This window comes from Clostridium cuniculi (genome assembly GCF_004353185.1).
GTDB lineage: Bacteria > Bacillota > Clostridia > Clostridiales > Clostridiaceae > Clostridium > Clostridium cuniculi.
Genome location: NZ_SMUS01000047.1, coordinates 1 through 25,574, shown reverse-complemented (window position 1 = coordinate 25,574; position 25,574 = coordinate 1). Strand labels below are relative to the sequence as shown.

General features: G+C 28.7%; 27 protein-coding genes, 3 tRNA genes and 2 rRNA genes. 29 read left to right on the top strand and 3 right to left on the bottom strand.

The features are described from left to right. The 4 genes from EJJ37_RS17555 to EJJ37_RS17540 all read left to right on the top strand — a co-directional run. Window positions 1–124, top strand: a 23S ribosomal RNA gene (locus EJJ37_RS17555); the annotation flags it as partial. Between the two features lie 62 nt (window positions 125–186). Continuing rightward, window positions 187–303 (top strand): 5S ribosomal RNA (gene rrf / locus EJJ37_RS17550). A gap of 5 nt (window positions 304–308) precedes the next feature. Then, window positions 309–384, top strand: a tRNA-Phe gene (locus EJJ37_RS17545). Window positions 385–389: 5 nt separating this feature from the next. Then, window positions 390–464 (top strand) — tRNA-Cys (locus EJJ37_RS17540). Between the two features lie 191 nt (window positions 465–655). Here the strand turns inward: EJJ37_RS17540 and EJJ37_RS17535 are convergent. Then, window positions 656–1,600, bottom strand: a complete 945-nt coding sequence (locus tag EJJ37_RS17535; RefSeq protein ID WP_133016782.1) for a magnesium transporter CorA family protein — start codon at window positions 1,598–1,600, stop codon at window positions 656–658. A 227-nt stretch (window positions 1,601–1,827) separates the two neighbouring features. Here EJJ37_RS17535 and EJJ37_RS17530 point away from each other — a divergent pair, with 227 nt between their 5' ends. From EJJ37_RS17530 to EJJ37_RS17470, 11 genes are all read left to right on the top strand, one after another. Then, a complete protein-coding gene (locus EJJ37_RS17530; protein ID WP_133016781.1) occupies window positions 1,828–2,310 on the top strand; it encodes a hypothetical protein in 483 nt (160 codons plus the stop codon). Window positions 2,311–2,506: 196 nt separating this feature from the next. Next, window positions 2,507–2,734, top strand: a complete 228-nt coding sequence (locus tag EJJ37_RS17525; protein ID WP_133016780.1) for a sigma factor G inhibitor Gin — start codon at window positions 2,507–2,509, stop codon at window positions 2,732–2,734. 35 nt (window positions 2,735–2,769) lie between these two features. After that, window positions 2,770–3,447, top strand: a complete 678-nt coding sequence (locus tag EJJ37_RS17520; RefSeq protein WP_133016779.1) for a dTMP kinase — start codon at window positions 2,770–2,772, stop codon at window positions 3,445–3,447. Window positions 3,448–3,816: 369 nt separating this feature from the next. Next, window positions 3,817–4,152, top strand: coding sequence for a cyclic-di-AMP receptor (locus tag EJJ37_RS17515; RefSeq protein WP_133016778.1), 336 nt, complete (start codon window positions 3,817–3,819; stop codon window positions 4,150–4,152). Between the two features lie 24 nt (window positions 4,153–4,176). Beyond that, the gene (locus EJJ37_RS17510; protein ID WP_133016777.1) at window positions 4,177–5,109 is read left to right on the top strand and encodes a DNA polymerase III subunit delta'; all 933 of its coding nucleotides are present in this window, start codon (window positions 4,177–4,179) and stop codon (window positions 5,107–5,109) included. 2 nt (window positions 5,110–5,111) lie between these two features. Continuing rightward, complete coding sequence (locus tag EJJ37_RS17505) at window positions 5,112–6,017, top strand: PSP1 domain-containing protein (RefSeq protein ID WP_133016776.1); 906 nt, start codon at window positions 5,112–5,114, stop codon at window positions 6,015–6,017. 400 nt (window positions 6,018–6,417) lie between these two features. After that, window positions 6,418–6,621, top strand: a complete 204-nt coding sequence (locus tag EJJ37_RS17490) for a heavy-metal-associated domain-containing protein (RefSeq protein WP_133016775.1) — start codon at window positions 6,418–6,420, stop codon at window positions 6,619–6,621. Window positions 6,622–6,730: 109 nt separating this feature from the next. Beyond that, complete coding sequence (locus EJJ37_RS17485) at window positions 6,731–6,901, top strand: DUF362 domain-containing protein (protein ID WP_042401880.1); 171 nt, start codon at window positions 6,731–6,733, stop codon at window positions 6,899–6,901. 246 nt (window positions 6,902–7,147) lie between these two features. Continuing rightward, a complete protein-coding gene (locus EJJ37_RS17480; protein WP_133016774.1) occupies window positions 7,148–7,603 on the top strand; it encodes a CtsR family transcriptional regulator in 456 nt (151 codons plus the stop codon). A gap of 114 nt (window positions 7,604–7,717) precedes the next feature. After that, window positions 7,718–10,156: an ATP-dependent Clp protease ATP-binding subunit gene (locus tag EJJ37_RS17475; protein WP_133016773.1), complete on the top strand. Its 2,439-nt coding sequence runs from the start codon at window positions 7,718–7,720 to the stop codon at window positions 10,154–10,156. A gap of 201 nt (window positions 10,157–10,357) precedes the next feature. Further along, the gene (locus EJJ37_RS17470) at window positions 10,358–11,818 is read left to right on the top strand and encodes an NADP-dependent glyceraldehyde-3-phosphate dehydrogenase (protein ID WP_133016772.1); all 1,461 of its coding nucleotides are present in this window, start codon (window positions 10,358–10,360) and stop codon (window positions 11,816–11,818) included. A gap of 38 nt (window positions 11,819–11,856) precedes the next feature. On the opposite strand, the gene EJJ37_RS20440 is transcribed toward EJJ37_RS17470, so the two are convergent. Then, window positions 11,857–12,018 carry a hypothetical protein gene (locus tag EJJ37_RS20440; RefSeq protein WP_166484822.1) on the bottom strand — a complete coding sequence of 54 codons (162 nt, stop codon included), beginning with the start codon at window positions 12,016–12,018 and terminating at the stop codon, window positions 11,857–11,859. A gap of 138 nt (window positions 12,019–12,156) precedes the next feature. Here EJJ37_RS20440 and EJJ37_RS17465 point away from each other — a divergent pair, with 138 nt between their 5' ends. The 4 genes from EJJ37_RS17465 (at window position 12,157) to disA (ending at window position 16,378) form a co-directional block, all read left to right on the top strand. Beyond that, window positions 12,157–12,879 (top strand): GntR family transcriptional regulator, encoded by a 723-nt coding sequence (locus EJJ37_RS17465; RefSeq protein WP_133016771.1) that lies wholly within the window; start codon window positions 12,157–12,159, stop codon window positions 12,877–12,879. Then, window positions 12,876–13,607 carry a glucosamine-6-phosphate deaminase gene (gene nagB, locus EJJ37_RS17460; RefSeq protein ID WP_133016770.1) on the top strand — a complete coding sequence of 244 codons (732 nt, stop codon included), beginning with the start codon at window positions 12,876–12,878 and terminating at the stop codon, window positions 13,605–13,607. Before EJJ37_RS17465 ends, nagB begins: the two co-directional genes overlap by 4 nt. A 258-nt stretch (window positions 13,608–13,865) precedes the next feature. Then, on the top strand, window positions 13,866–15,257 hold the full coding sequence (gene radA / locus EJJ37_RS17455; RefSeq protein ID WP_133016769.1) for a DNA repair protein RadA: 1,392 nt from the start codon (window positions 13,866–13,868) through the stop codon (window positions 15,255–15,257). A gap of 56 nt (window positions 15,258–15,313) precedes the next feature. Beyond that, on the top strand, window positions 15,314–16,378 hold the full coding sequence (disA, locus tag EJJ37_RS17450) for a DNA integrity scanning diadenylate cyclase DisA (RefSeq protein WP_133016768.1): 1,065 nt from the start codon (window positions 15,314–15,316) through the stop codon (window positions 16,376–16,378). 68 nt (window positions 16,379–16,446) lie between these two features. On the opposite strand, the gene EJJ37_RS17445 is transcribed toward disA, so the two are convergent. Continuing rightward, window positions 16,447–16,845: a nucleoside triphosphate pyrophosphohydrolase family protein gene (locus EJJ37_RS17445; protein WP_133016783.1), complete on the bottom strand. Its 399-nt coding sequence runs from the start codon at window positions 16,843–16,845 to the stop codon at window positions 16,447–16,449. Between the two features lie 251 nt (window positions 16,846–17,096). Here EJJ37_RS17445 and EJJ37_RS17440 point away from each other — a divergent pair, with 251 nt between their 5' ends. The 10 genes from EJJ37_RS17440 to EJJ37_RS17395 form a co-directional block, all read left to right on the top strand. Beyond that, window positions 17,097–18,212 (top strand): PIN/TRAM domain-containing protein, encoded by a 1,116-nt coding sequence (locus tag EJJ37_RS17440; RefSeq protein ID WP_133016767.1) that lies wholly within the window; start codon window positions 17,097–17,099, stop codon window positions 18,210–18,212. Between the two features lie 12 nt (window positions 18,213–18,224). Further along, window positions 18,225–18,899 carry a 2-C-methyl-D-erythritol 4-phosphate cytidylyltransferase gene (gene ispD / locus EJJ37_RS17435; RefSeq protein WP_133016766.1) on the top strand — a complete coding sequence of 225 codons (675 nt, stop codon included), beginning with the start codon at window positions 18,225–18,227 and terminating at the stop codon, window positions 18,897–18,899. Window positions 18,900–19,346: 447 nt separating this feature from the next. Beyond that, window positions 19,347–21,056, top strand: coding sequence for a proline--tRNA ligase (locus EJJ37_RS17430; protein ID WP_133016765.1), 1,710 nt, complete (start codon window positions 19,347–19,349; stop codon window positions 21,054–21,056). Window positions 21,057–21,089: 33 nt separating this feature from the next. Next, the gene (gene cysS, locus EJJ37_RS17425; protein WP_133016764.1) at window positions 21,090–22,490 is read left to right on the top strand and encodes a cysteine--tRNA ligase; all 1,401 of its coding nucleotides are present in this window, start codon (window positions 21,090–21,092) and stop codon (window positions 22,488–22,490) included. Window positions 22,491–22,713: 223 nt separating this feature from the next. Next, window positions 22,714–23,136: a Mini-ribonuclease 3 gene (locus EJJ37_RS17420; RefSeq protein ID WP_133016763.1), complete on the top strand. Its 423-nt coding sequence runs from the start codon at window positions 22,714–22,716 to the stop codon at window positions 23,134–23,136. A gap of 12 nt (window positions 23,137–23,148) precedes the next feature. Then, complete coding sequence (gene rlmB, locus EJJ37_RS17415; protein WP_133016762.1) at window positions 23,149–24,015, top strand: 23S rRNA (guanosine(2251)-2'-O)-methyltransferase RlmB; 867 nt, start codon at window positions 23,149–23,151, stop codon at window positions 24,013–24,015. A 23-nt stretch (window positions 24,016–24,038) separates the two neighbouring features. Then, window positions 24,039–24,548, top strand: a complete 510-nt coding sequence (locus EJJ37_RS17410; protein WP_133016761.1) for an NYN domain-containing protein — start codon at window positions 24,039–24,041, stop codon at window positions 24,546–24,548. A 34-nt stretch (window positions 24,549–24,582) separates the two neighbouring features. Then, window positions 24,583–25,230, top strand: coding sequence for an RNA polymerase sporulation sigma factor SigH (sigH, locus tag EJJ37_RS17405; RefSeq protein ID WP_133016760.1), 648 nt, complete (start codon window positions 24,583–24,585; stop codon window positions 25,228–25,230). Between the two features lie 78 nt (window positions 25,231–25,308). Beyond that, window positions 25,309–25,384, top strand: a tRNA-Thr gene (locus tag EJJ37_RS17400). A gap of 65 nt (window positions 25,385–25,449) precedes the next feature. After that, the coding region (locus EJJ37_RS17395; RefSeq protein WP_243124916.1) for a GTP-binding protein at window positions 25,450–25,574 on the top strand (125 nt) is incomplete at its 3' end.

The window sequence follows — 25,574 nt, the reverse complement described above, 5'->3', positions numbered from 1 at the left end:
AGATGAGATTTCCCATAGCATAAGCTAGTAAGACCCCTTGAAGAACACAAGGTTGATAGGTCAGAGGTGTAAGTGCGGTAACGTATGTAGCTGACTGATACTAATAGGTCGAGGGCTTGACCAATAATAAAAATAATTCATATGCAATTTTCAGAGAATAAATTCTTTGAAAATTAAATAAGTATATCTAGTGATGATGGCGTAGAGGAAACACTCCTTCCCATTCCGAACAGGAAAGTTAAGCTCTACAGCGTCGATGGTACTGCACGGGAGACTGTGTGGGAGAGTAGAACGTTGCTAGGTAATGTGGCTCGATAGCTCAGTCGGTAGAGCAGAGGACTGAAAATCCTCGTGTCCCTGGTTCGATTCCTGGTCGAGCCACCAGGTATGGCGCCATAGCCAAGTGGTAAGGCAGAGGTCTGCAAAACCTTTATTCCCCAGTTCAAATCTGGGTGGCGCCTCCAAGAAAAACCTACAAGTAATCTTGTAGGTTTTTTTGTTTTTTAAATTTTTATAAAAACTTTTAATAATAAAATTTAATTTATTCACAGTTTTAAAAATGAAAAACTATCCACAGATAAAAACAAAATATCCACAGCAAAAATTAATCTGCATGTGGATATTTTTAAATTTTTATAGATAAGTTAAATTTATATTAACTGAACATATCTTTTTTATACAATATAAAAGCAGTAACTCCAGTTAAAAGTATTGTAAGGAACATAATAATTTCGAATCCGTTAGGATTATTTTCTAAAGGTAATGCAACATTCATACCAAATATACCACCTATAATAGTTGGTATAGCCATTAATATAGTAACAGATGCTAAAACCTTCATTACAATATTAAGATTATTAGATATTACAGAAGCAAAGAAATCCATGGTACTAGATAAGATATTACTATAAATATCAGTCATTTCTATGGCCTGCTTATTTTCTATTATTACATCTTCTAAGACATCTTGATCATCTTCATATTTTTGCATAATTTCTAGTTTCAACATTTTTTCAAGAGTTACTTCATTTGCTTTAAGAGATGTAGAAAAATAAACAAGAGATTTTTCTAATGAATGTAGTTGAATAAGCTCCCTATTTTTCATAGATTTATGAAGTCTTTTTTCAATCATTACACTTTTTTTATCAATTTGTCTAAGATAGATTAAATAATATGTAGATATTCTATTTAATATTTGAAGAATGAATCTAGACTTTTTAAAAGAGAAAAATGATTTTACTCTACCGTTAATAAAATCTGTTATTATTCTACTATTTTTTAGACAAATAGTTATTATTTCTTTCTCAGAATGTATAATGGCTAAAGGATACGTATCATAGGTTAAGGAATTATCTTCCATTTCGGTAAAAGGTATATCTACTACCACTAATGTAAATCCATCTTCAAAATCAATTCTAGAAGTTTCTTCATCATCTAAAGGTGCTCTTAAAAAGTTTAAGGGAACTCCAGTTTTTTTGGAAATTAAAATTAACTCTTCTTCGGAAGGAGCAACTATATTTATCCAACATCCATTTTCAATGCTATCTAATATTTGTAGTGATGAATTTGTTTCACTTATACTTTTGTATATTTGAATCATAAATATTACCTCGCTATTAATCAATGAATTATATATTAAGATTATATCACAATAATCTAATAATAATGTCTAATAGTTAGATTTATAAAGATATTGCAATATATTTATTAAATAATGGACAAGATAAACTAATAGTCCAAAATTCAAGGTTTGTAATTAGCTTTAGAAAGTTAGTATAATCAAAATATTCTTATATGAAATAATATAGATTATTAGAGGAGTTCCCAATGATGCATAAGGAAATTAAAGAAGGTAAGAAAACTGTTGCAATAATTATATCGTTATTAACAATTACTGTAGCTTTATACATATATCAATTTTCTAAAATGACTTTTGGAAAGAATATTACTGAAGAATTAGGGGTAGAAGTTATTTTAGTAGTATTAACGCTAATGGTACTTATTAAAGAAACTAAAAAGTGTAAGATGGCATATAAGTATTGCGTTATATCAGACAAGCTTATAATTAATAAAATAAATAGTAGAGTAGAAGAAAATGTTGAGAGCTTAAAGATAAAAGATATAATTTACATTGGAGACAAAGCTAATGTTCCTAAGGAATATAGTAAATGTAAATGTAGTATACATTACATTAGAAAATTTGATAAGAATAAAAAGTTTTTATGTATATATAAAAAGCATGGAAAGATATATAAATTCATTTTTGAGCCTAGCGATACTTTAGTAGCTCGTATAAAACACTCAATATAAATAAATAAAAAGTGAGATGGTAATAAACTATCTCACTTTTTGTTTTAAAAATTAAAAAGTATAAGATATTAATATTAATATATTTGATTTGATTATATTATAGTAGTGCAGGTAAAAATTTAGAAAAAATTATAACTAGACAAGTATAGAGTGTAAATAATAGGACAGAATTTATTAATAAAGGGAGGAGAGTATTATGGATATTAGTAGTAAAGATATATGGAGAGATCCTAAAAAATATTGTATAATATGTGAGAAAGAAAGTAAAAATAGTGGAATTGAAATAATGAACAGTTTCATTTGTGAAGACTGTGTACAAAAAATGAATGTTATGGATGTTAATAGTAAAGAATATGAGAGTATAAAAAATAAAGTTAAAAAGGCTATAGCTCCAAAAATTTTAGATTTAAAAGATTTAGAGTGAAATTCTATTTAATAAAAACGAAAGGAAGAAAAAGGATGGGTAAAGGAAAATTAATAATTATAGAATCAGGTTCAGATGCTAGCGGAAAGGCAACTCAATCTGAGAGATTATATCAAAGATTAATTAGTGAAGGTAAGAAGTGTATGAAAATTACTTTCCCTGATTATAAAAGTGATTCTTCAGCCCTTGTAAAGATGTACTTGAATGGTGACTTTGGAAAAAATCCTAATGATGTAAGTCCATATATATCATCCACTTTTTATGCAGCTGATAGATATGCTTCATATAAGACTAAGTGGGGAGAATTTTATAATAATGGTGGAATAATAATTAGTGATAGATATACAACTTCTAATATGGTACATCAAGCAGCTAAGATAGAAAGTCCTGAAAAGGAAAAATTTCTTGAATGGTTATATGATTTGGAGTTTAATATATATGGAATTCCAAGACCGGATGAAGTAATATTTTTAGATGTTGAGCCCGAAGTAAGTCAAGAACTTATGAAAAATAGAATGAATAAGATTACTGGACAAGAAGATAAGGATATACATGAAAGTAATAAAGAATATTTAATTGATTCTTATAATAATTCATTATATGTTGCAGATAAATATAATTGGAAGATTATAAAATGTACTAAAGAAGGCAAGTTAAGATCTATAGAAGATATAAACAATGAAATTTATGATAATATAAAAAATTATATATAATATTTAAAAGAGTTATTTGAGGTTAAGTTATTTAATAAGAAAAATAATTTTAATTTCAAGTAACTTTTTTATATTAAATAAGCAAATTACTTTTAAAGAAATATAGATAAAAAATATATAGTATTTTTGTATATTATTTATAAAATCAGTAAAAAATAAATAATTATTAAATTATATTTATTAGGGCTCTTACTTTTATAAATTAACAATGAGGTAATTATAAATAAAAAATTATTTGTGGAAGTAGTAGAATATAATTATAGGTTTTAATATAATAAATTATTTAAAGAGAAAATTTAGTAAATTATTATATATTTATGATAAAATATAATTGAATAAATTATTAACTTATTAGTGGAGGTATGTGGTATGAAGTTGGTATTGGCTATAGTTCAAGATGATGATGCTATGGATTTAATTGAAGAGCTTACTGATAAGAATTTTAGGGTAACTAAATTAGCTACAACTGGAGGTTTTTTAAAATCAGGTAATACAACTTTAATGATAGGAGTTGAAAAGGAAGTAGTTAAAGATGTTGTTAAGGTAATAGAAGATGTATGCAAAAGAAGAAAAGAGATGGTTTCTACACCTGCTCCAACAACTATTGGAAGTGGTTCAGGAATGTATATGCCTTATCCAATTGAAGTAGAAGTTGGTGGAGCTACAGTATTTGTTTTAGACGTTGACCAATTTTATAAAGTATAAGTAAGTTAATAAGGAGGTGACGGTATGAGAAAATTTATAGGATATGAGATTTTAATTAATAACTTTAGAAATAGATGCATGAATAATACTCTTTCTCATGCTCACCTCATAGCAGGAGAAGATGGCATAGGAAAAAGTAAATTAGCCAATATATTAGCCAAGTTAATATTAAATGGTGAGCTTGATAGAGAATATGTTGATATTATAAATTATAGAAGTAATAAAGCTTCTTTTGGGGTAGATGATGTAAGAAATATAATTGAAGAAGTATCTAAAAAGCCTTTCGAGGGAGATAAGAAGGTAGTTATAATACATGAAGGAAATAAGTTAACTATTCAGGCTCAAAATGCACTTTTAAAAACTATAGAAGAACCACCAAAAGGGGTTTACATAATAATATTATGTGAAAGTTTAGAATTAATTTTAGATACTATAAAATCTAGATGTGAAATTTATAAATTGACTCCTTTAACTAAGGAAGAATTATATGAATATATAAAAATTAAAGAGTTTAATTATAGTGAAAATGAAATAAAATCAGCTATTGCATTTAGTGAAGGGATTCCAGGAAGAATAGATAGGTATTTTAATGATGATACTTTAAAAGATCTTAGAAGTAAAATAATAGATTTAATAAAAGATTTAAATAAGAATAATGTTGAAGTTATATTACAACATGAAGAAAAATTAATTGGGTTAAAAGATAATAAGGAAGAAGTATTAAATATTTTAGGTGGGTTTATAAGAGATATATTAATACACAAGGAAATTGAAAATAAGGATTTTATAATAAATGGAGATAAAATCGATGATATAAATGAGCTGACTAAAGAAATGTCATTTAGAAAGCTAAATAATATGATAATGACGATAGAAGAAGCAAGGAAAAACATTAAAAGTAATGTTAGTTGGGCAATGATATTGCGTGTAATGTTAATGGGCTTTATGGAGGGTTAATAATGATAAAAGTAGTCGGGGTTAGATTTAAGAAAGCTGGAAAAATATATTATTTTGATCCAGCAGATATGGATATACAAAAAGATACTTATGTAGTAGTTGAAACTGCAAGAGGTATTGAATTTGGAGAATGCGTAATTGGAATAAAAGAGATAAGTGAAGATGATATAGTTGCACCTTTAAAAAGTGTTTTAAGAATAGCAACAGAAGAAGATATCAATAAGCACTTTAAAAATAAAGATAAGGAAAAAGATGCCTTTGATATTTGTTTAAAGAAAATTCAAGAACATGGACTAACCATGAAGCTTATAGATGTAGAATATACATTTGATAATAATAAAGTAATATTCTATTTTACTGCTGATGGAAGAGTGGATTTCAGAGAATTAGTTAAGGATTTAGCTACAATATTTAAAACTCGTATTGAGCTAAGACAAATAGGTGTTAGAGATGAGGCTAAAATGCTTGGTGGACTTGGGCCATGTGGAAGAACACTGTGCTGCTCAACATTTTTAGGGGATTTTGCATCTGTTTCTATAAAAATGGCAAAGGAGCAAAATTTATCTCTTAATCCAACAAAGATTTCAGGAATTTGTGGAAGACTTATGTGTTGCTTAAATTACGAGCAAAGTACTTATGAGGATATTAGAAAGAGAATGCCTAAAGTAGGTTCAATTGTTAAGACTAACGAAGGAACTGGAGAGGTATTTTCAAATAATATAGTTAAAGAAAGTGTTAAGGTTAAGCTTAGAAAAGGTGAAGAAGAGATTCTAGAGGAGTTTAAAATAGAAAATGTTGAACTTATAAAAGGACATTATGAGGATTCTATAGATGATGATGATATAAAATTAGAAATAGAATCTGAAGAAGATAGAAAGTTAATTAAAGATCTTATAAAGGGGAACTAAGGAGGAAAGTTAAAGAAAGTGTTAAGGTTAAGCTTAGAAAAGGTGAAGAAGAGATTCTAGAGGAGTTTAAAATAGAAAATGTTGAACTTATAAAAGGACATTATGAGGATTCTATAGATGATGATGATATAAAATTAGAAATAGAATCTGAAGAAGATAGAAAGTTAATTAAAGATCTTATAAAGGGGAACTAAGGAGGAAAGTTAAAGAAAGTGTTAAGGTTAAGCTTAGAAAAGGTGAAGAAGAGATTCTAGAGGAGTTTAAAATAGAAAATGTTGAACTTATAAAAGGACATTATGAGGATTCTATAGATGATGATGATATAAAATTAGAAATAGAATCTGAAGAAGATAGAAAGTTAATTAAAGATCTTATAAAGGGGAACTAAGGAGGAAAATTAATGAAAGCACTAGTTAGAATTTATAATTTAACTACACATGATGATATTATTAATATTAGAAATGTGGTTAGTAATTATGAAGGTATTCTTGCGTGTGAAATTAATTTAAATAAGAAAGAAGTTAATATAGTATATGATAGCTTAAGTGTATCTATAGATGAAATAATAACTTCTATTGAGAATGTAGGATATATGGTAATTTAGCTAAAAAAAGTATCTATTGAAAAATAGCTTATTAACTTTCACTTTAAAAAGAAAAATTTGTATGATAAAATAATAGTGGTACTTAGTTAAATATGGGGAGGTGTTTTTAATGGCATATGCAATTAATGATTCATGTGTTAACTGTGGTGCTTGCGCAGCAGAATGTCCAGTTAACGCTATAAGCCAAGGGGATACTCAATTCGTTATTGATGCAGATACTTGTATCGATTGTGGGAACTGTGCAAATGTTTGTCCAGTAGGAGCTCCAGCTGAAGCTTAATAAAATTTTAGAGTCGTCAATTTGACGGCTCTTTTTTTTGGACCAATATTTAACTTGTAATAACTGAAGAAGGTTTAAGAAAACTAAATTCGGGAACAATAGGAGGTAGCAATAGCAATTATTATTAGTTTAACATACATTAGTATATTTACCTAAAAATAAAGGAATTATTACATAGACATTAAAAAAAAAATTATATATAATTAAAGTCAAATAAGGTCAAAGTACGTTTAGGAAGGTGAAATTGTGGCAAGAATTTCAGATATAATAGCTCAATTTATTAATGACATGATAGAAGATGAAAAAAATAAGGAGGTAATTATTCAGAGGAATGAATTAGCAGATAAGTTTAATTGCGCACCATCTCAAATTAATTATGTTTTGACAACAAGATTTACTACGGAAAAGGGATATTTAATTGAAAGTAGAAGAGGTGGAGGCGGATATATAATAATCAGAAGAGTAGAATATAATAATAAAGAAAAACAATTAGATGCAATAAATAAAGCTATTGGAAATAGTGTAACTTATAGTTCAGCGGTATTATTAATTGAACATTTATATGATAGGAAGTTAATAACTAAGAGAGAATTGGAAATTATCAAGATGTCTATAAATGATAGGACATTAGGAGCTGTTGAAGATAGAAATAAGCTAAGAGCAGAAATACTTAAGGGTATTATAATGGTTATTTTATCATAATAATTATAATAGGTATAAGAAAATAATTATGGTAAAGAGGGTTGGGTCATATTTATAGAATATAGAAATAATTTGTATAGCAATCTATATTAAATTATATTTGGAGGTGACACTATGATTTTTGGGAGGTTTACAGAAAGAGCACAAGTTGTTTTAGTAGAAGCACAACAGGAGTCTCAAAATTTCAAGCACGGGTATATTGGTACTGAACATGTTTTATTAGGAATATTAAAAGAAAATGGATATGCAGGTCAACTTTTAGCAGGAAAAGGAATTACTATTGAGAAGGTAAGAAAGATGACTGAAGATTATTTAGGATTTGGAGATGATGAAGTTTCTAACGGAGAGATGTTATTAACTCCAAGAGCTAAGAGATTATTTGATGATAGTTTAGATATAGCGAGAAAATATGGTCATAGTTTTATAAATCCAGAACATATATTAATGGCCCTTGTAAATGAAGGAGAAGGAGTCGCGTATACTATTTTAACAAGTGGTAGAATTGATTTATCAGTAGTTAAACAGGAGTTGGATAAATATATATCTGGAAATGAGCTTAGAGAGAACAAAAAATCTATACAAAGAGAGAAAAAGCAAAATAAAACACCAGTATTAGATCAATATAGCAGAGATTTAACTCAAAGCGCAAGAGAAGGAAAGTTAGATCCTGTTATAGGCAGGGATGAGGAAACCCAAAGAGTATTAGAAATTCTTTGTAGAAGAATAAAGAATAATCCTTGTTTAATAGGTGAACCTGGTGTTGGTAAAACCGCTATAATAGAAGGTTTAGCTCAAAAAATAATATCAGGAGATGCACCAGAAAGTTTAAGAGATAAAAGACTATTAATATTAGATATAACATCAATGATTGCTGGAGCTAAATATAGAGGCGAATTTGAAGAACGTTTAAAAAAGGTAATGAATGAATTAAAAAATGAAGAGGATATAATAATTTTTATAGATGAAATTCATACTATAGTTGGTGCTGGAGGAGCAGAAGGTGCAATTGATGCTTCCAATATATTAAAACCGGCATTGGCTAGAGGAGAAATAAAGTGTATTGGTGCCACAACAATAGATGAATATAGAAAACATATAGAAAAGGATGCTGCCTTAGAAAGAAGATTCCAAACTGTTAATGTAGAACCACCAAATAAAGATGAAACTTTAAATATATTATTTGGATTAAGAGATAAATACGAATCACATCACAAAGTTAAAATTACAGATTCAGCTTTATATACGGCAGTTGATTTAGCAGATAGATATATAAGTGATAGATATATGCCAGACAAGGCGATTGATTTAATAGATGAAGCAGCTGCAAAGGTTAGAATTTCAAGATTGACACTTCCACCTGAGATTAAGAAAAAGGAATTAGATATAGAAAAGATCATTAGTGAAAAAGAAGATACCATAAGGAATCAAGACTTTGAAAAGGCTGCAAGCTTAAGAGATAAAGAAAAACAATTAAGAGAAGAGTTTGAAAAAATTAAAAGTGAATGGAGAGCTCATAGCTGTACGGAAGTGCAAATTGTTGATGAAGATGATATTGCAAAGGTAGTAGCAATTTGGACTAAAGTTCCGGTAGAAAAGTTAACAGAAAAAGAATCAGATAAGCTTTTACATTTAGAAGAAACTTTAAGAAAAAGAGTTGTCGGTCAGGAGGAAGCTATAAAGGCATTAGCTAGAGCTGTAAAGAGAGCAAGAGTTGGACTTAAAAACCCTAATAGACCAATAGGAACATTTATTTTCTGTGGACCTACTGGCGTTGGTAAGACAGAACTTTGTAATGTTCTGGCTGAGGTTATGTTTGGTAAGATAAGTAACTTAATTAGAATTGATATGTCTGAATATATGGAAAAACACTCTGTTTCAAGATTAATTGGAGCGCCTCCAGGATATGTAGGATATGAAGAAGGTGGGCAATTATCAGAAGCTGTTAGAAGAAAACCTTATTCAGTTGTATTATTAGATGAAATTGAAAAAGCTCATCCAGACGTATTTAATATTTTACTTCAAATAATGGAGGATGGAAGATTAACAGATGGAAAAGGTAAGACCATAGATTTTAAGAATACAATAGTTATTATGACATCTAATGTAGGAGCTCAAAAAATAAAGAGTCAAAGAAAAGTAGGATTTGATACATCATCAAATTCAATACATGCAGAATACGAAAAAATTAAAGATGTAGTATTAGAGGAGCTAAAGAAAGAATTTAAACCAGAGTTCTTAAATAGAGTAGATGATACTATAGTATTTAATCAACTTAAGGAAGAGGATACATTAGAAATAGTAAATATAATGCTTAAGGATACTATTAAAAGATTGAAAGAGAAAAATATTGATTTAATTTATGATGAAGATTTAAATAAATTTCTTGTTACTAAGAATAAAAATTTAGAATTTGGAGCTAGACCATTAAGAGGAATAATAAATCGAGAAATAGTAGATAAATTAAGCGATGAACTATTAAAGGGTGAGATTAAGGTTGGAGATAAATTAAAAGTTGAATGTAAAGAAGAAGGATTGATTTTTTCACACAGATAGAATTTGATGAATATTAATAAATTATATTAATTAATATTTTATATAGTTAATATGAAATGGATTATTAAATTTGAAGAGTTGTTTTGTAGCTTTAAATATTTAATAGTCCATTTTTATTTTTTTAAAAGTAAAAATGATTTTAATAAATATATATTTGTAAGGGAAAAATAAATAAAATTACTTATAAATTGAGGTGAAAATATGTTTAGTAATTTAGTAGGAGAAGAAAGAAAGTTTCGGAATCTTATTAATGGACAGTGGTGTAATAGTAAAAGTCAAAAATTTATTGAGATTAAATCACCAATTAATGAAGAAGTAGTAGGCTGTGTACCTGCAATGACAAAAGAAGAAGTTGATGAAGTTATAAAAGTTGCAGTTAATGCAAAAGAAAAGTGGAGAGAAACCCCTATTAATGAGAGAGCAAAAATATTATATAGAGCTGCGGATATATTACAAGAACGTATAGTAGATTTAAGTGATATCTTAATACGTGAAGTTGCAAAGGATAGAAAAAGTGCAGAATCAGAAATAAATAGAACAGCTGATTTTATTAGATTCACTGCAGATACATCAAAAAGTATTTATGGAGAGAGTATACAAAGTGATAGTTTCCCGGGTTTTGATAAAAAGAAATTATCAGTTGTTGTAAGAGAGCCTATGGGAGTTGTTTTAGCAATATCACCATTTAATTATCCTATAAATTTATCAGCATCTAAGATAGCTCCAGCATTAGTAGCTGGAAATACTGTAGTCTTAAAGCCAGCAACTAAAGGGAGTTTATGTGGCTTATATCTTGCTAAAATATTTCAAGAGGCTGGAATACCTGATGGTGTGTTAAATACTGTTACTGGAAGAGGAAGTGAAATAGGTGATTATATAGTAACTCATCCTTCTATAGATTTTATAAATTTTACTGGAAGTAGTGAAATTGGAATGAGAATATCTAAAATAACTAATATGGTACCATTATTGATGGAGCTAGGAGGAAAAGATGCAGCAATAGTATTAGAAGATGCAGACTTAGATTTAGCTGCAAGAAATATAGTCGAAGGTGCATATTCTTATTCAGGTCAAAGATGTACAGCAGTAAAGAGGGTATTAGTGGAAGAAAATATAGCAGATAAATTAGTAGAGAAAATAAAAGTATTAGTAGAAAATTTAAAGGTTGGTAACCCAGAGGAAGAGGGTGTTTCAATAGTTCCACTTATAGATGAAAATGCGGCTAACTTTGTATGGGAGCTTATAGAAGATGCTAGGAACAAGGGTGCACATTTAATATTGGGGACTAAGCGAGAAAAGAATATTATATATCCAACCTTATTTGACTATGTTACAACTGATATGAGATTAGCATGGGAAGAACCATTTGGTCCAGTATTACCAATAATAAGAGTGAAAGATAAAGATGAAGCAATAAGAATAGCTAATGAATCTCAATATGGATTACAATCATCTGTATTTACTAATAATTTAGATAATGCTTTCTACGTAGCAGATAAGTTAGAAGTTGGATCGGTTCAAATAAATAATAAGACTGAAAGAGGACCAGATCATTTTCCTTTTCTAGGTGTTAAATCATCAGGAATAGGAGTTCAAGGAATAAAGTATTCAATTGAAGCTATGACAAGAAGAAAGGGAATTGTAATAAATTTAAAAAAGTAAGGTGTTTTACCTTACTTTTTGATTATATGATAATAGTATTATTTTAAAGAACTTTCATCGTTTAAGTTAGAGTTTATAACCATATTATCTATAGAATCAACAGGATAATTATCTATAGAATCATTAGATAAATTTTTAGGTTTATAACTATTAAGAATATTTTTAGAAGGAACATTATATAAATAAGATTTATCTATCAAAATACCATCTCCTTGTAATTTATATAGATAGTATTTCCAAATAATAAATAAATATGCATATTTTTTTATTAAAAAAATTTTCTGACTGGTATAGACAACTATATATATATATCGTATAATGAAATTGGGAGTGATAATATGATAGATAAAAATAGTCCAATACCAGTATATTATCAATTAAAAAATGATTTTATAAAAAAAATAGCTAATGGAATTTGGAAGGCTGGAGATTGTATTTCAAGTGAAAGAGAGCTTTGTGAGATTTATGATGTCAGTAGAATGACGATAAGACAAGCTATCGGAGAATTAGTACAAGAAGGAGTACTAACAAGAAAAAAAGGTAAGGGTACTTTTGTATGTGAGCAAAAGGTAAACCAAAAAGATATGATGAGCTTTACAGAAATGATAAAACAAAGTGGTAGAGTATTAGAAACTAAAGTAGTAGAGTTTGCGGTTATAGATACTCCTGAAGATATGCAGGATATTTTTATATTAGATAAGTTATATAAAATAACAAGAAAAAGAATAGTAGATAGTGAGTGTATTGCGTTAGAAACTGTATATATACCAGTTGATTATTGCGGGCATGTTAATGAAAAAATGCTAGAAGGATCTTTATATAAGGTTTTAGAAGGATTTGGATATGTAATTACAAATTCTAATTCATCTATAGTAGCAGTAAATGTTAATGATGAAATAAGAAATCTATTAGAGTGTGAAAAGGATACACCTATACTAAAGATGGTTAGTAAAACTTTTACGAATACAGACAAGCTTTTATTTTTAGAAGAAGCATTTTATAAATCGGATAAATTTACATTACAAGTAAATATTTCAAGAAAAGAGGGAGAGATATTATGAAATTAATAATTACTAAAAATTATGAAGAATTAAGTAGAGCTGCAGCAGAGGAGTTTGCTAAGGTTATAAATAAAAATCCAAATGCGGTTTTAGGTTTAGCTACTGGAGGATCACCAGTTGGAATGTATAAAGAACTAATAAAAATGTATCAAAATAATGAAGTAGATTTTTCAAAAGTTACTACAATAAACTTAGATGAGTATGTAGGATTAAATCCTGAACATGAACAAAGTTATAGATATTTTATGAATGAAAATTTATTTAAGCATGTTAATATAGATATTCAAAAAACTTTTGTTCCAAATGGATTAGCAGAAGATTTAGAAAAAGAATGCTCAGAGTATGATAAGAAAATACAAGAGTTAGGAGGCGTAGATATCCAATTATTAGGTATTGGAAATAATGGTCATATTGCATTCAATGAACCAGATGATGAGTTATCTGTAGGAACGAATGTAATAACTTTAACTCAAGATACTATTGAAGCAAATGCTAGATTTTTTGAGAATGTAGAGGATGTTCCAACAAAAGCTGTAAGTATGGGCTTAGGTGGAATAATGAAAGCTAAAAAAATAGTTCTTATTGCATCAGGGGAAAGTAAAGCTGAGGCTATTAAAGGATTATTCGCAGGTAAGATTTCAACAGATAATCCAGCGTCTATGTTACAAATGCATAGAGATGTTATCGTAATAGTTGATAAGGAAGCTGCGAAGCTTATTGAAAAGTAAATAAAATACAAAAATAAACCATAAGAATTAGTAAATATCTTATGGTTTATTTTTATATTTTTTATATTTTTTATATTTTAAGTATGTTATATTATATAGAGTAAATTGGAATTTAAATGAGAATAGAAATTTTATTTTAATTACTTAGACTTAACTGAAGCTACAAATTTAAACTTAGTTAGTTAAAGTTAGAAGTATTATGCTCATTTTACGATAGAATAAGAATTTTATATTAAAATAGATAGAGTGGTGAAGAATATGGCAAAGATAAAATCTGTATTTATATGTCAAGAATGTGGATATGAATCACCAAAATGGATGGGAAAATGTCCAGATTGTAGCAGTTGGAATACGTTTACTGAAGAACAAGTTGTTCAACAGAATAAATCTACAAAAGAAGCAATAAAGGTAAGACAATTAGCTAAAAAACCAATTAAAAAGCTATCTGAAGTTACTTCAAGTAAAAGTGATAGAATTGTAACTGGAATAAGTGAGTTTGATAGAGTAATGGGAGGCGGAATTGTTAAGGATTCCATTACTATAATAACAGCAAGACCAGGAGCAGGAAAATCAACTTTATTATTACAGGTAGCAGATAATATTGCTAGGGCTGGACATAAAGTTATTTATGCATCTGGAGAAGAAAGTGATAGTCAAATAAAAAATAGAGCTGATAGAATTTTAGATAAAATTAACGATAATATTTGGGTTGTTCAAGAAACAAGTATGGATAATGTTGTAGATGCTGTTAATGAAATAGATCCAGATTTATTAATAATAGATAGTATACAGACATTTACTATGGAGAGTTCACTACCAGCAAGAGCAGGATCTCCTACCCAAACAATGGAATGTGCTAATGAACTTTTAAGAATTGCAAAAGATGATAAAAGACAAAGAGCGGTAATTATAGTTGGGCAGATGACAAAGGCAGATGAATTGGCTGGCCTTAGAGCATTAGAACATTTAGTTGATACCGTATTAATTATAGAGTGCGATACCGATGAAGAGTTAAGGGGATTAGTTAGTTCTAAAAATAGATTTGGAAGTACAGGAGAAACAGGATTTTTCCAAATGTCTGAAAAGGGAATGATGTCTATTGATAATCCATCGGAATTTTTTATGACTAAAAGAGAAGAGGGAGAAATAGTATCAGGAAGTACATTAACAGTTATAAAGGAAGGATCTAGGCCTATAATTACAGAAGTAGAGAGCTTAGTTTCCAAAACATTTACTCCATACCCTACTAGAATAGGTGAAACATTAGGAAAAGATAAATTGAATACCTTAATATCAATTTTAGAGCAAAGAGGCGGGATAAATCTTTATGATAAAAATGTTATTATAAAGACTACAGGAGGAATGCGAATTAAAGAACAAGGTATTAATTTAGCTGTAATTATGAGCATAGTTTCGTCTGTAAAACAAAGGGGAATAGAGGCAAATGTTGCATTTATAGCTGATGTTGGGTTAACTGGAGAACTTAAGAAGGTTCCTTCTATAGAAGTAAGGGTTAAAGAATTAGCAAGAATGGGATTTAAAAAGGTATATGTGGCTAAGGATTCTTTTGGGAAAGAAGTTAAAATACCTAATATAAAAATAATGTCAATGAAAACTCTAAATGATGTTATAGCAGATGTATATAAATAGGTGTAAAATATAATTATTATAGAAAGTATGTGAAAGTAATAGATTAGGTGATTAGCATGAGAATTAAGGATGATAATGAAATAAAAAATATATTAAAAATAGTTAGTCCTGGAACAAACTTAAGAGAAGGACTAGAAAATATTTTAAGAGCTAAAACTGGTGGATTAATAGTTTTAGGGGATTCTGAAGAAGTAATGAATATAGTAGATGGGGGATTTAATATAAATGCAGAGTATACCCCAGCATATATTTATGAATTAGCTAAAATGGATGGAGCTATAGTATTAAGTCAGGATTTAAGAAAGATAGTTTGTGCAAATGCACAATTATTACCTGATCCATCTGTAACAACCTATGAAACAGGAACAAGACATAGAACGGCACAAAGAATAGCAAAGCAAACGGATAACATAGTTGTAGCTATATCACAAAGAAGAAATATTATTACAATATATAAGGGAGATATAAAATATATATTACAGGATAGTAGTGTAATATTAGCAAGAGCCAATCAAGCTATTCAGACTTTAGAGAAGTATGTTAATGTTTTAGAACGTGTTATAAATAACTTAAATATTTTAGAGTTTCAAGATTTGACAACGGTTTTTGATGTAGTAACTGCAATTCAAAGAACTGAAATGGTAATGAGAATAGTTGAAGAAATAAAAAGATATATTTTAGAGCTTGGGAATGAAGGTAGACTTATTTCTATGCAACTTAATGAATTGATAAGATATATAGAAAGAGATGGAATACTTCTAATTAGAGATTATTGTGGAGAAAATACAGATCATAATACTATATATAAAGATATTCAAAAGTTAAATTCAGAAGAGTTAGTAGATTTAGAAACTATTGCAAAAGTGCTTGGATTTGGTGGGGTACCATTAGTAGATACATTAATTTCTCCAAAGGGATATAGAATATTATTTAAAATTCCAAGAATTCCAACTAACGTAATTGAAAATTTAATAAAGCATTTTAATAAATTGAAATATGTAATTGCTGCTACTCAAGATGAGTTAGATCAAGTTGAAGGTATAGGTGAAGCTAGAGCTACTGCTATAAGAAGTGGATTGAAAAGAATAAAAGAACAAATTTATTTAAAGAAAGAAATTTAATAAATATTTGGAATATTAATAAAAATATTGGTAAAAATATATAAGCAGGTGTAAACCTGCTTATATATTTATCTAAAGGTAAATTTACCTAGGGTGGTAATTTTATCGCTTTCTTTTAATAGAACGTCGTAAAGATTTATATCAAGAATATTACAAAGAGAAGTAAGATAGAATAAATTATTACCAATCTCTCTTTCTATAACTTCACGGCAACTTTCACATAAGCAACCATCCATATGAGTTTTTAAACACTCAGATAAATCTTCCAATGAGTTGTCTTCATTTGGCAGACATTGCTTTTTTGCATTTATTTCAATGCAACCACAGTTTGTAACAGCTTTGGCTACTGCTCTGTTAATTCTAGAACTAGATTCAGTATATTTAGTAAGAACATCTAGAATACTTTTGTGTCTTAATAGAGATTCACTGACGTCATTTTGAAAGCTATCAAATATAATGTCTTTCATTTGCCTCAACTCCTTAGAAATATAATCCTTATATAAATTATAAGTATTTTCAGACAATTTTGTCAATACAACCCTTGTGTGTGTTGTTTAATATTATAATAAACAACCTATGCTTATTTTGATAGGGGGTATTATTATTAAATTTTATTTTTAAAATTTAAATACTTGTAATAGTAATATTAATATTATGGTATAATAAAAATGGTTATTTATAACTATCTTGTATAGTTTTTAAAATAGGAGGTGAATTTATGTTTAAAAAATGTCTAAGGATAATTTTTACTATTTTGGGATTGGTTATTGGATATATTGTTAGTGAGGGTATATTAACTGTAGTTAGAGAATTTAAAATTCAGATTATTAAGGGTGCAGTAGCAACCACTATATTTTATATTTTTTGTATTTTATTATTTGGAATTATTTTTTATTTTATTTCACCAAGATTATATAAATTAATATCAAAGATTATAGATATAATGGAAAAAAATATTCAGAGATTAAGTGCACAAGAATTAATTTTTGGTAGTTTAGGAGTTTTAATAGGATTAATTATTGCAACGTTTATAGGAGCACCTTTTTCAGGAATATTTTCAGGAATAAATCCATCTATAGGACCTATAATATTTGTGCTATTAGAATTAATAGCAGCAATAATTGGAGCAGAAATATTTATAAAAAAGAAGGATGATATTTCTTCAACCTTATTAATCTTTAAAAGAAATAGCTTAAGAGAGAAGGATAAGGAAAAGAAAAGTAAAAGTGTTGCAAGGAGTAGAGCGAAGGTATTAGATACATCAGTTATAATTGATGGTAGAATCTTTGATTTATGTAAGACAGGATTTATAGAAGGTACTTTAGTTATACCTAGTTTTGTTTTAGATGAACTCCGTCATATATCAGATTCTTCGGATTCATTAAAAAGAAATAGAGGAAGAAGAGGATTAGATATATTAAATAAGATTCAAAAGGAATTAGAAATTGAAACTGAAATTTGGGAAGGTGACTTTAAAGAAATTGCTGAAGTTGATAGTAAATTATTAAAGTTAGCTCAAAAATTAAATGGAAAGGTTATAACTAATGACTTTAATTTGAATAAAGTTGCAGAGTTCCAAGGTGTTCCTGTTTTAAATATAAACGATTTAGCTAATGCCATAAAACCAGTAGTTCTTCCAGGAGAAGAAATGAAGATTGTAGTTATCAAAGATGGTAAAGAATCAGCACAAGGAATTGGATATCTAGATGATGGAACTATGATTGTAGTTGAAGGTGGAAGAAAGTTTATTGGAGAAGAAATTTTTATAACAGTTACGTCTGTTCTTCAAACATCTGCTGGAAGAATGATATTTGCAAAACCAAAGGATAATTAAAGGAGAAATTTAATGATAAGTGCTATTATTTTAGCTGGAGGAAAAGGAAAACGGATGAATTCCTCTATAAGTAAACAGTTTATTGAAATAAAAGGAAAACCTATTATTTACTATACAATTAAGAAGTTTAATGATAATAAAAAAATAGATAATATAGTAGTTGTTTTATCACAAGAGGAAATAGAGTATTTTAAAGAAAATATTTTAAAGAAATATGATCTTAAAGTTGATAAAATAGTTATTGGTGGGGCTGAAAGACAAGATTCTGTATATAATGGACTTAAAAGTTTAGAAAATACTGAAACAGATATAGTGTTGATTCATGATGGAGCAAGACCATTTATTTCAGATAGAATAATAGAAGATGGTATAAAATATGCATCTATTTATGGTGCATGTGCACCAGGTGTAATGCCTAAAGATACTATAAAGATTAAGGAGAAAAATAATTTTTCTATTGATACTCCTAATAGAGAGTCGTTGGTAGCAATTCAAACACCACAGGTTTTTAAGTTTAGGGAGATTTTAGAGTGTCATGAAAAAGTAAAAATGGATAAAGTGGTAGTTACGGATGATACTATGGTAGTTGAAAGATATGGAACTAAGGTATATCTTTATGATGGAGAATATACGAATATAAAGGTTACAACGCCAGAAGATTTAATTTTAGGCGAAAAGCTGATTTAATTTCAATTCCATTATATTGACATAGTTTTTGCAAGATTATATAATTAATTAATCAAAAAAATATATTACTTAAAGCAGTGACGAAGAATAGTAGAAATCGCCATTTCAGAGAGAAAATCCATTGGCTGTAAGATTTTCAATAGATTTTGAACCAGCTTTCGAGTTGTAGGTAAAAACTATCGGTTTAATACCGTTATCATTATTAAAGCACAAATTTAGGTGGTACCGCGGATATAAGTTCGCCCTAATTCTATATTAGGGGGAACTTTTTTTAGCTTATAGTTAAAAGTTACAAGTTAATTAATAAAGCGATATTAAAGGGGCTTAGACATAAGATTGCACAAAGTCCTATAAGAAAATGCTTATATAACTTTTAAGTATCTAACGGTATAACTGTTAATAAATATGAAATTATAATATTAAATAGAGAGTCTGGAGGAATAAATTATGAAAATGTCAAATATGTTAGTATCTACATTAAGAGAAGTACCAGCAGAAGCTGAAATAGATAGTCATAAGCTTATGCTTAGAGCAGGTATGATCAGAAAAATGGCTGCAGGTGTGTATAACTATATGCCTATAGGTCTTAAGGTATTAAAGAATATTGAAGAGATAGTAAGAGAAGAAATGAATGCAGCAGGTGCACAAGAATTTTTAGCTTCAGCTGTATTACCAGCTGAATTATGGCAAGAATCAGGTAGATGGGACGTTTATGGAGATGAAATGTTCAGATTAAAGGATAGAAACAATAGAGATTTTTGTCTTGGACCAACACATGAAGAAGTATTTACTGATATAGCTAGAAATGAAATAAAGTCATATAAGCAATTACCAGTAAATCTTTATCAAATTCAAACTAAATATAGAGATGAAAGAAGACCAAGATTCGGAGTTATGAGATCAAGAGAATTCATAATGAAGGATGCCTATAGTTTTGATAAGGATCAAGCTGGATTAGATTTATCTTATGATAAGATGCATGATGCATATGTAAAAATATTCAATAGATGTGGAATAGATGCTAAATGTGTTGCTGCTGATTCAGGGGCAATTGGTGGATCAAATTCAGCTGAATTTATGGTTAAGTCAGAAGTTGGTGAAGATGACGTAGTGTTCTGTTCAGCATGTGATTATGCTGCAAATATAGAAAAAGCAGAAGCAACACCAGAAAAAGCAGAAGTAGAAGAATTATTAGAAATGGAAAAAGTAGCTACTCCAGATAGCAGAGGAATAGATGAAGTTTCAGCATTCTTAAATGTATCTCCAAAGAAAACAGTTAAACTTTTAATGTTTAATATAGATGGAAAAATAGTTGGTGTAGTAGTTAGAGGAGATAGAGAAGTTAATGAAGTAAAAGTTGCTAATGCTGCAAATGCTTCAGGTGACATAGCTATGGCTTCTCATGAAGAATACAAAAATGCAACTGGATGTGAAGTTGGATTTGGTGGACCAGTAGGATTAAAAGTAGATTTACTATTAGTTGATGAAGAAGTTAAGTATATGTACAATATGATTCTTGGAGCTAATGAAACTGGATATCATTTAAAGAATGTTAACTATGGTAGAGATTTTGAAGGTACTGTAGGAGATTTCAGAAATATAGAAAGTGGAGAAAAATGTCCTGAATGTGGAGCTGAAGTTACTATAGCAAGAGGAACTGAAGTTGGGCATATATTTAAATTAGGAACTAAATATTCAGAAGCTATGAATGCTACATTTATAGATGAAAATGGAAAGAATACACCATTTGTAATGGGATGTTATGGAATAGGTGTTACAAGAACAATGGCTTCTATAATTGAACAACATCATGATGAAAATGGTATAATATGGCCACTTTCAGTAGCACCATATCATGTTTCAGTTATTCCAGTAAATATTAAAGATGAAGCTCAAATGGAAATAGCTAATAAATTATATGAAGAGTTAAGAAAAATTGGCGTAGATGCTATATTAGATGATAGAAATGAAAGACCAGGAGTTAAATTTAAGGATTCAGAACTTATTGGAATTCCAATGAGAGTTACTGTAGGTAAAAAGATAACTGAAGGTGAAGTTGAATTTAAATTAAGAGATGGTGAAATGGAAGTAATAAAAATTGATGATGTTATTTCTACTGTAAAATCTCAATTTGAAAAGAATAATATAAGATTATAGAATTTTAAAAATATAAAAAGGAGGGATTGTTAAATGAAAATATATAATTCTTTAACTAGAAAAAAAGAAGAATTTGTTCCACTAAAGCCAGGTAAAGTTAGTATGTATGTTTGTGGACCAACTGTTTATAATTATTTCCACATAGGAAATGGTAGAACATTTATCGTTTTTGATACAATAAGAAGATATATGGAATATAGAGGTTATGAAGTTAATTTTGTTCAAAACTTTACTGATATAGATGATAAGATGATAAATAAAGCTAATGAAGAAAATACAACAGTAAAAGAAATTGGTGATAAGTATATTTGTGAATACTACAAAGATGCTGATGGTCTTAATATTAAGAGAGCAACTACTAATCCAAGAGCTACAGAATATATTAATGAAATAATTGACTTTGTTTCTGGATTAATAGAAAAAGGATATGCATATGAAGTAAATGGAGATGTTTATTTTAGAACTAAAAAGTTTGAGGGATATGGTCAACTTATTGGTCAAAATCTAGATGATTTACAAGCTGGAGCTAGAATAAACGTTGATGAAAGAAAAGAAGATCCAATGGATTTTGCTATTTGGAAGGCACAAAAACCAGGTGAACCTGCTTGGGAATGTCCTTGGGGATTAGGAAGACCAGGATGGCATATTGAGTGTTCATGCATGGCTAAGAAATTACTTGGAGATACAATAGATATACATGCTGGAGGTATGGATTTAGCGTTTCCTCACCATGAAAATGAAATTGCTCAAAGTGAAGCTTTAACAGGAAAGAAATTTGCAAACTATTGGATGCATGCAGCATTTTTAAATGTTAATAATCAAAAAATGTCTAAGTCTTTAAATAATTTCTTAACTGCAAGAGATGCATTAAAAGAATATGATGCAGATGTAATAAGATTTTTAATGTTATCAGGACATTATAGAATTCAATTAAACTTTAGTAATGAGTTATTAGAATCAGCTAAGGCTTCTGTTGAAAGATTATATAATGCTATAGGTAATTTAGAAAATTTAATATCAGAAGTTAAGAATGAAAAAATGACTGATGAAGAGATTAAATATCTAGAGTCATTAGATGCTTATAGACAAAGATATATTGAAAAAATGGATGATGACTTTAATACTGCAGATGCTATTTCAGTTTTATTTGATTTAATAAGAGATACTAACAGTAATATAGGAATTAACTCATCTAAAGAATTATGTGAAAAGGCTTTAGAATTAATAAGAGAATTAGGTTTACCTTTAGGTATTTTACAAAAAACAACTAAGGGGGATTTAGAAGCTGAGGTTGAAGCTTTAATAGCTGAAAGACAACAAGCAAGAAAAGACAGAAACTTTGCTCTAGCTGATAAGATAAGAGATGAACTAAAGGCTAGAGGAATAGAACTTTTAGATACCCCACAAGGCGTTAGATGGAAAAAAGTTGATTAATATAAGTGACAAGTTATAGATTGCAAATGGAAATTAAAATTTAAAGAAGTTTAAGGTAATAAATAAAGTCAGCAATGCTGGCTTTATTTATGCAAACTTACCATTTGTTAATATAGGCTTGTCATTAATTTAATACAGGTTAATTTAAATATAATATAGCAATTGAGGCTATTATATTAATGAAGATACTTTTTATGCCTCATAAATATTAAGGAGATAATATATGTTAAAAGATTTAAGAACAAAAGAGTTTAGTGAGAAAGAGGCAAGACTTTTAAATCCATTACAATTAGCACTAGTAGGTGATGGAGTATATGAGCTTTTTATAAGAAATTCTATATTATCAAATAATCTTGAATTAAGTGCACATAAAATGCATGTTAAGGCTATAGGATATGTGAAAGCTAAAAGCCAATCTGCTATAATGCATGAAATTGAGGATAAGTTAACGGAAAATGAAAGTTATATATTTAAAAGAGGAAGAAATGCTAAATCAGCAACTGTTCCTAAAAATGCTGATGTAAGAGATTATAGAATGGCAACTGGATTTGAGGCGCTAGTTGGATATCTGTATTTAATTGGTGATACTGAAAGATTAGAATTCATATTTAATACTGCACTATCAATTGATTTACAACAAAAATAAAGGAGAATATTCATGACAAAAAGAGAGAATCCAAGAAGAAAAGAAAGAGAATTTAATAAATTCCAAGAAAGAACAAATAAAGGCTTTAAAAGAGAATCAAAAGCAATATCACCTGCAAAAGAAACTAATATTGATGCTATAAGAGAAGATTTAATATTAGGAAGAAATGCTGTTATTGAGGCGTTGAAAAGTGATAGAACTATTGAATGTTTATATGTGAGCAAAGGCGACTTAGAAGGATCAATAAAAGTTGCATTAGGATTAGCAAAGGATAAAGGAGTAGTAGTTAAGGAAGCTGATAGAAGAAAGCTTGATACTATGTGTGAGGGATTAAATCACCAAGGAATAGTGGCTAAGGTTACTCCATTTAAATATTGTGAAGTGAACGATATATTAGAAGTTGCAGAAAAGAAAGATGAAAAGCCTTTTATAGTAATATTAGACGAAATAGAAGATCCTCATAACTTAGGGTCTATAATAAGAACTGCAGAGCTTTGTGGTGTTCATGGTATTATTATACCTAAAAGAAGAAATGTTGGAGTAACATCTACAGTATATAAATGTTCTGCAGGAGCAATAGAACATATGAAAATTGCGAAAGTTACAAATATAAATGCTACTATAGATATATTAAAGGAAAAAGGAATTTGGATATATGGTGCAGATATAGAAGGTAAAGATTATAGTTACAATACAGATTTTTCAGGACCATGTGCTTTAATAATAGGAAGTGAAGGAAAGGGAATATCAAACTTAACTCTTAAAAAATGTGATTTATTAGTTAAAATCCCTATGGTAGGTAAAATTAACTCTTTGAATGCTTCGGTAGCAGGTGGTATAATGATGTATGAGGTATTAAAAGGTAGACTAACTAAATAGTTTAATACTAATAGAGGTTAAAAGTGAAATTTATTTTTATAGATGGATATAATGTAATAAATAGCTGGAGTATTTTAAAGAAAGAAAAAGAAATAAGTTTAGATAGTTCAAGACAAAAGCTTATTGATATTTTACATAACTATGGTGCGATTCATCAATGTAAAATCATGCTTGTATTTGACGGTTATAGAGTAGCTGGAAATTTAGAAAATAAATATGAACACAATAAGAATCTTACAGTAGTTTTTACTAAAAGTGGAGAAACTGCCGATGCTTATATTGAAAGAGAGATACATAATATAGGAAGACGTTTCGAAGTTTCTGTAGTAACATCAGATTCTTTAGAACAGCAAACTATATTTCAAAGAGGTGCAACCAGAGTTTCAAGTGTAGAATTTTATAATATGGTATTTGATACATCTGAAGATATAAAAAGGGCAACCAGTAAAATGGGTCACTCGCATAAAAGTACAGTGCAAGATAATATTGATGAGGATGTATTAAGAAAGTTAGAGGCTATGAGACGGGGTTAAATATTAAGGTGTTTTAGGAAATGGAGGGGGATTTGTGAATAACAAAGATTATTCAAAAGAAATAGCAGTTGAATTTGAGGGTAAATTGGAAGAAGAAATAGTTATAGAAGCTAAAAATGGAAATGTGAGAGCGCAAGAATATGTTATTTCTAAATATGAAGGCTTTGTGAAAGCAAAATCTAAATCATATTTTCTAATAGGAGCTGATAAAGAAGATATTTACCAAGAGGGTATGATAGGTCTATATAAAGCAATTAGAGATTTTAATTATGAGAAATCAACAACATTTAAGGCATTTGCGGAGTTATGTATAACAAGACAAATAATAACAGCCATAAAAACTGCTACAAGACAAAAACATATACCCTTAAACACATATATTTCTCTTAATAAACCGGTATCAGAAGATGATTCAGAAAGAACACTTTTGGATATACTTTCTAGTATGAAGATTAGTGATCCAGAAGAACTTATCATAGGAAAGGAAGAAAAAGCTCAAATAGAAGATGCTATTGCAAGGGTTCTTTCAGATTTAGAGATGGAAGTATTACAATCTTATTTAGATGGTAAGTCATATCAAGAAATTGCTTGTGATTTAGATAGACATGCAAAGTCTATAGATAATGCTCTTCAAAGGGTTAAAAGAAAGCTTGAAAAGTGCCTTTCCGACACTAAACAATAATAGTAAAATAATATTGACAAAAAAAACAAATGATAGTAAACTTTATAATTGGTATATTAAAGTGTAACTCACTTTAATGCTCATGTAGCTCAGTCGGCAGAGCGTCGCCTTGGTAAGGCGGAGGTCGTCGGTTCAATCCCGATCATGAGCTCCATGAAGGATATAAATTAGTATGCAAACGCTAGGCAAAGTTTATTTAAAATAAGGAGGAATTTCAAAATGGCAAAGCAAAAGTTCGAAAGAAGTAAACCACACGTAAATATCGGAACAATCGGTCACGTAGACCACGGTAAGACTACATTAACAGCTGCTATCACAACAGTATTAGCAAACAGAGGATTCGC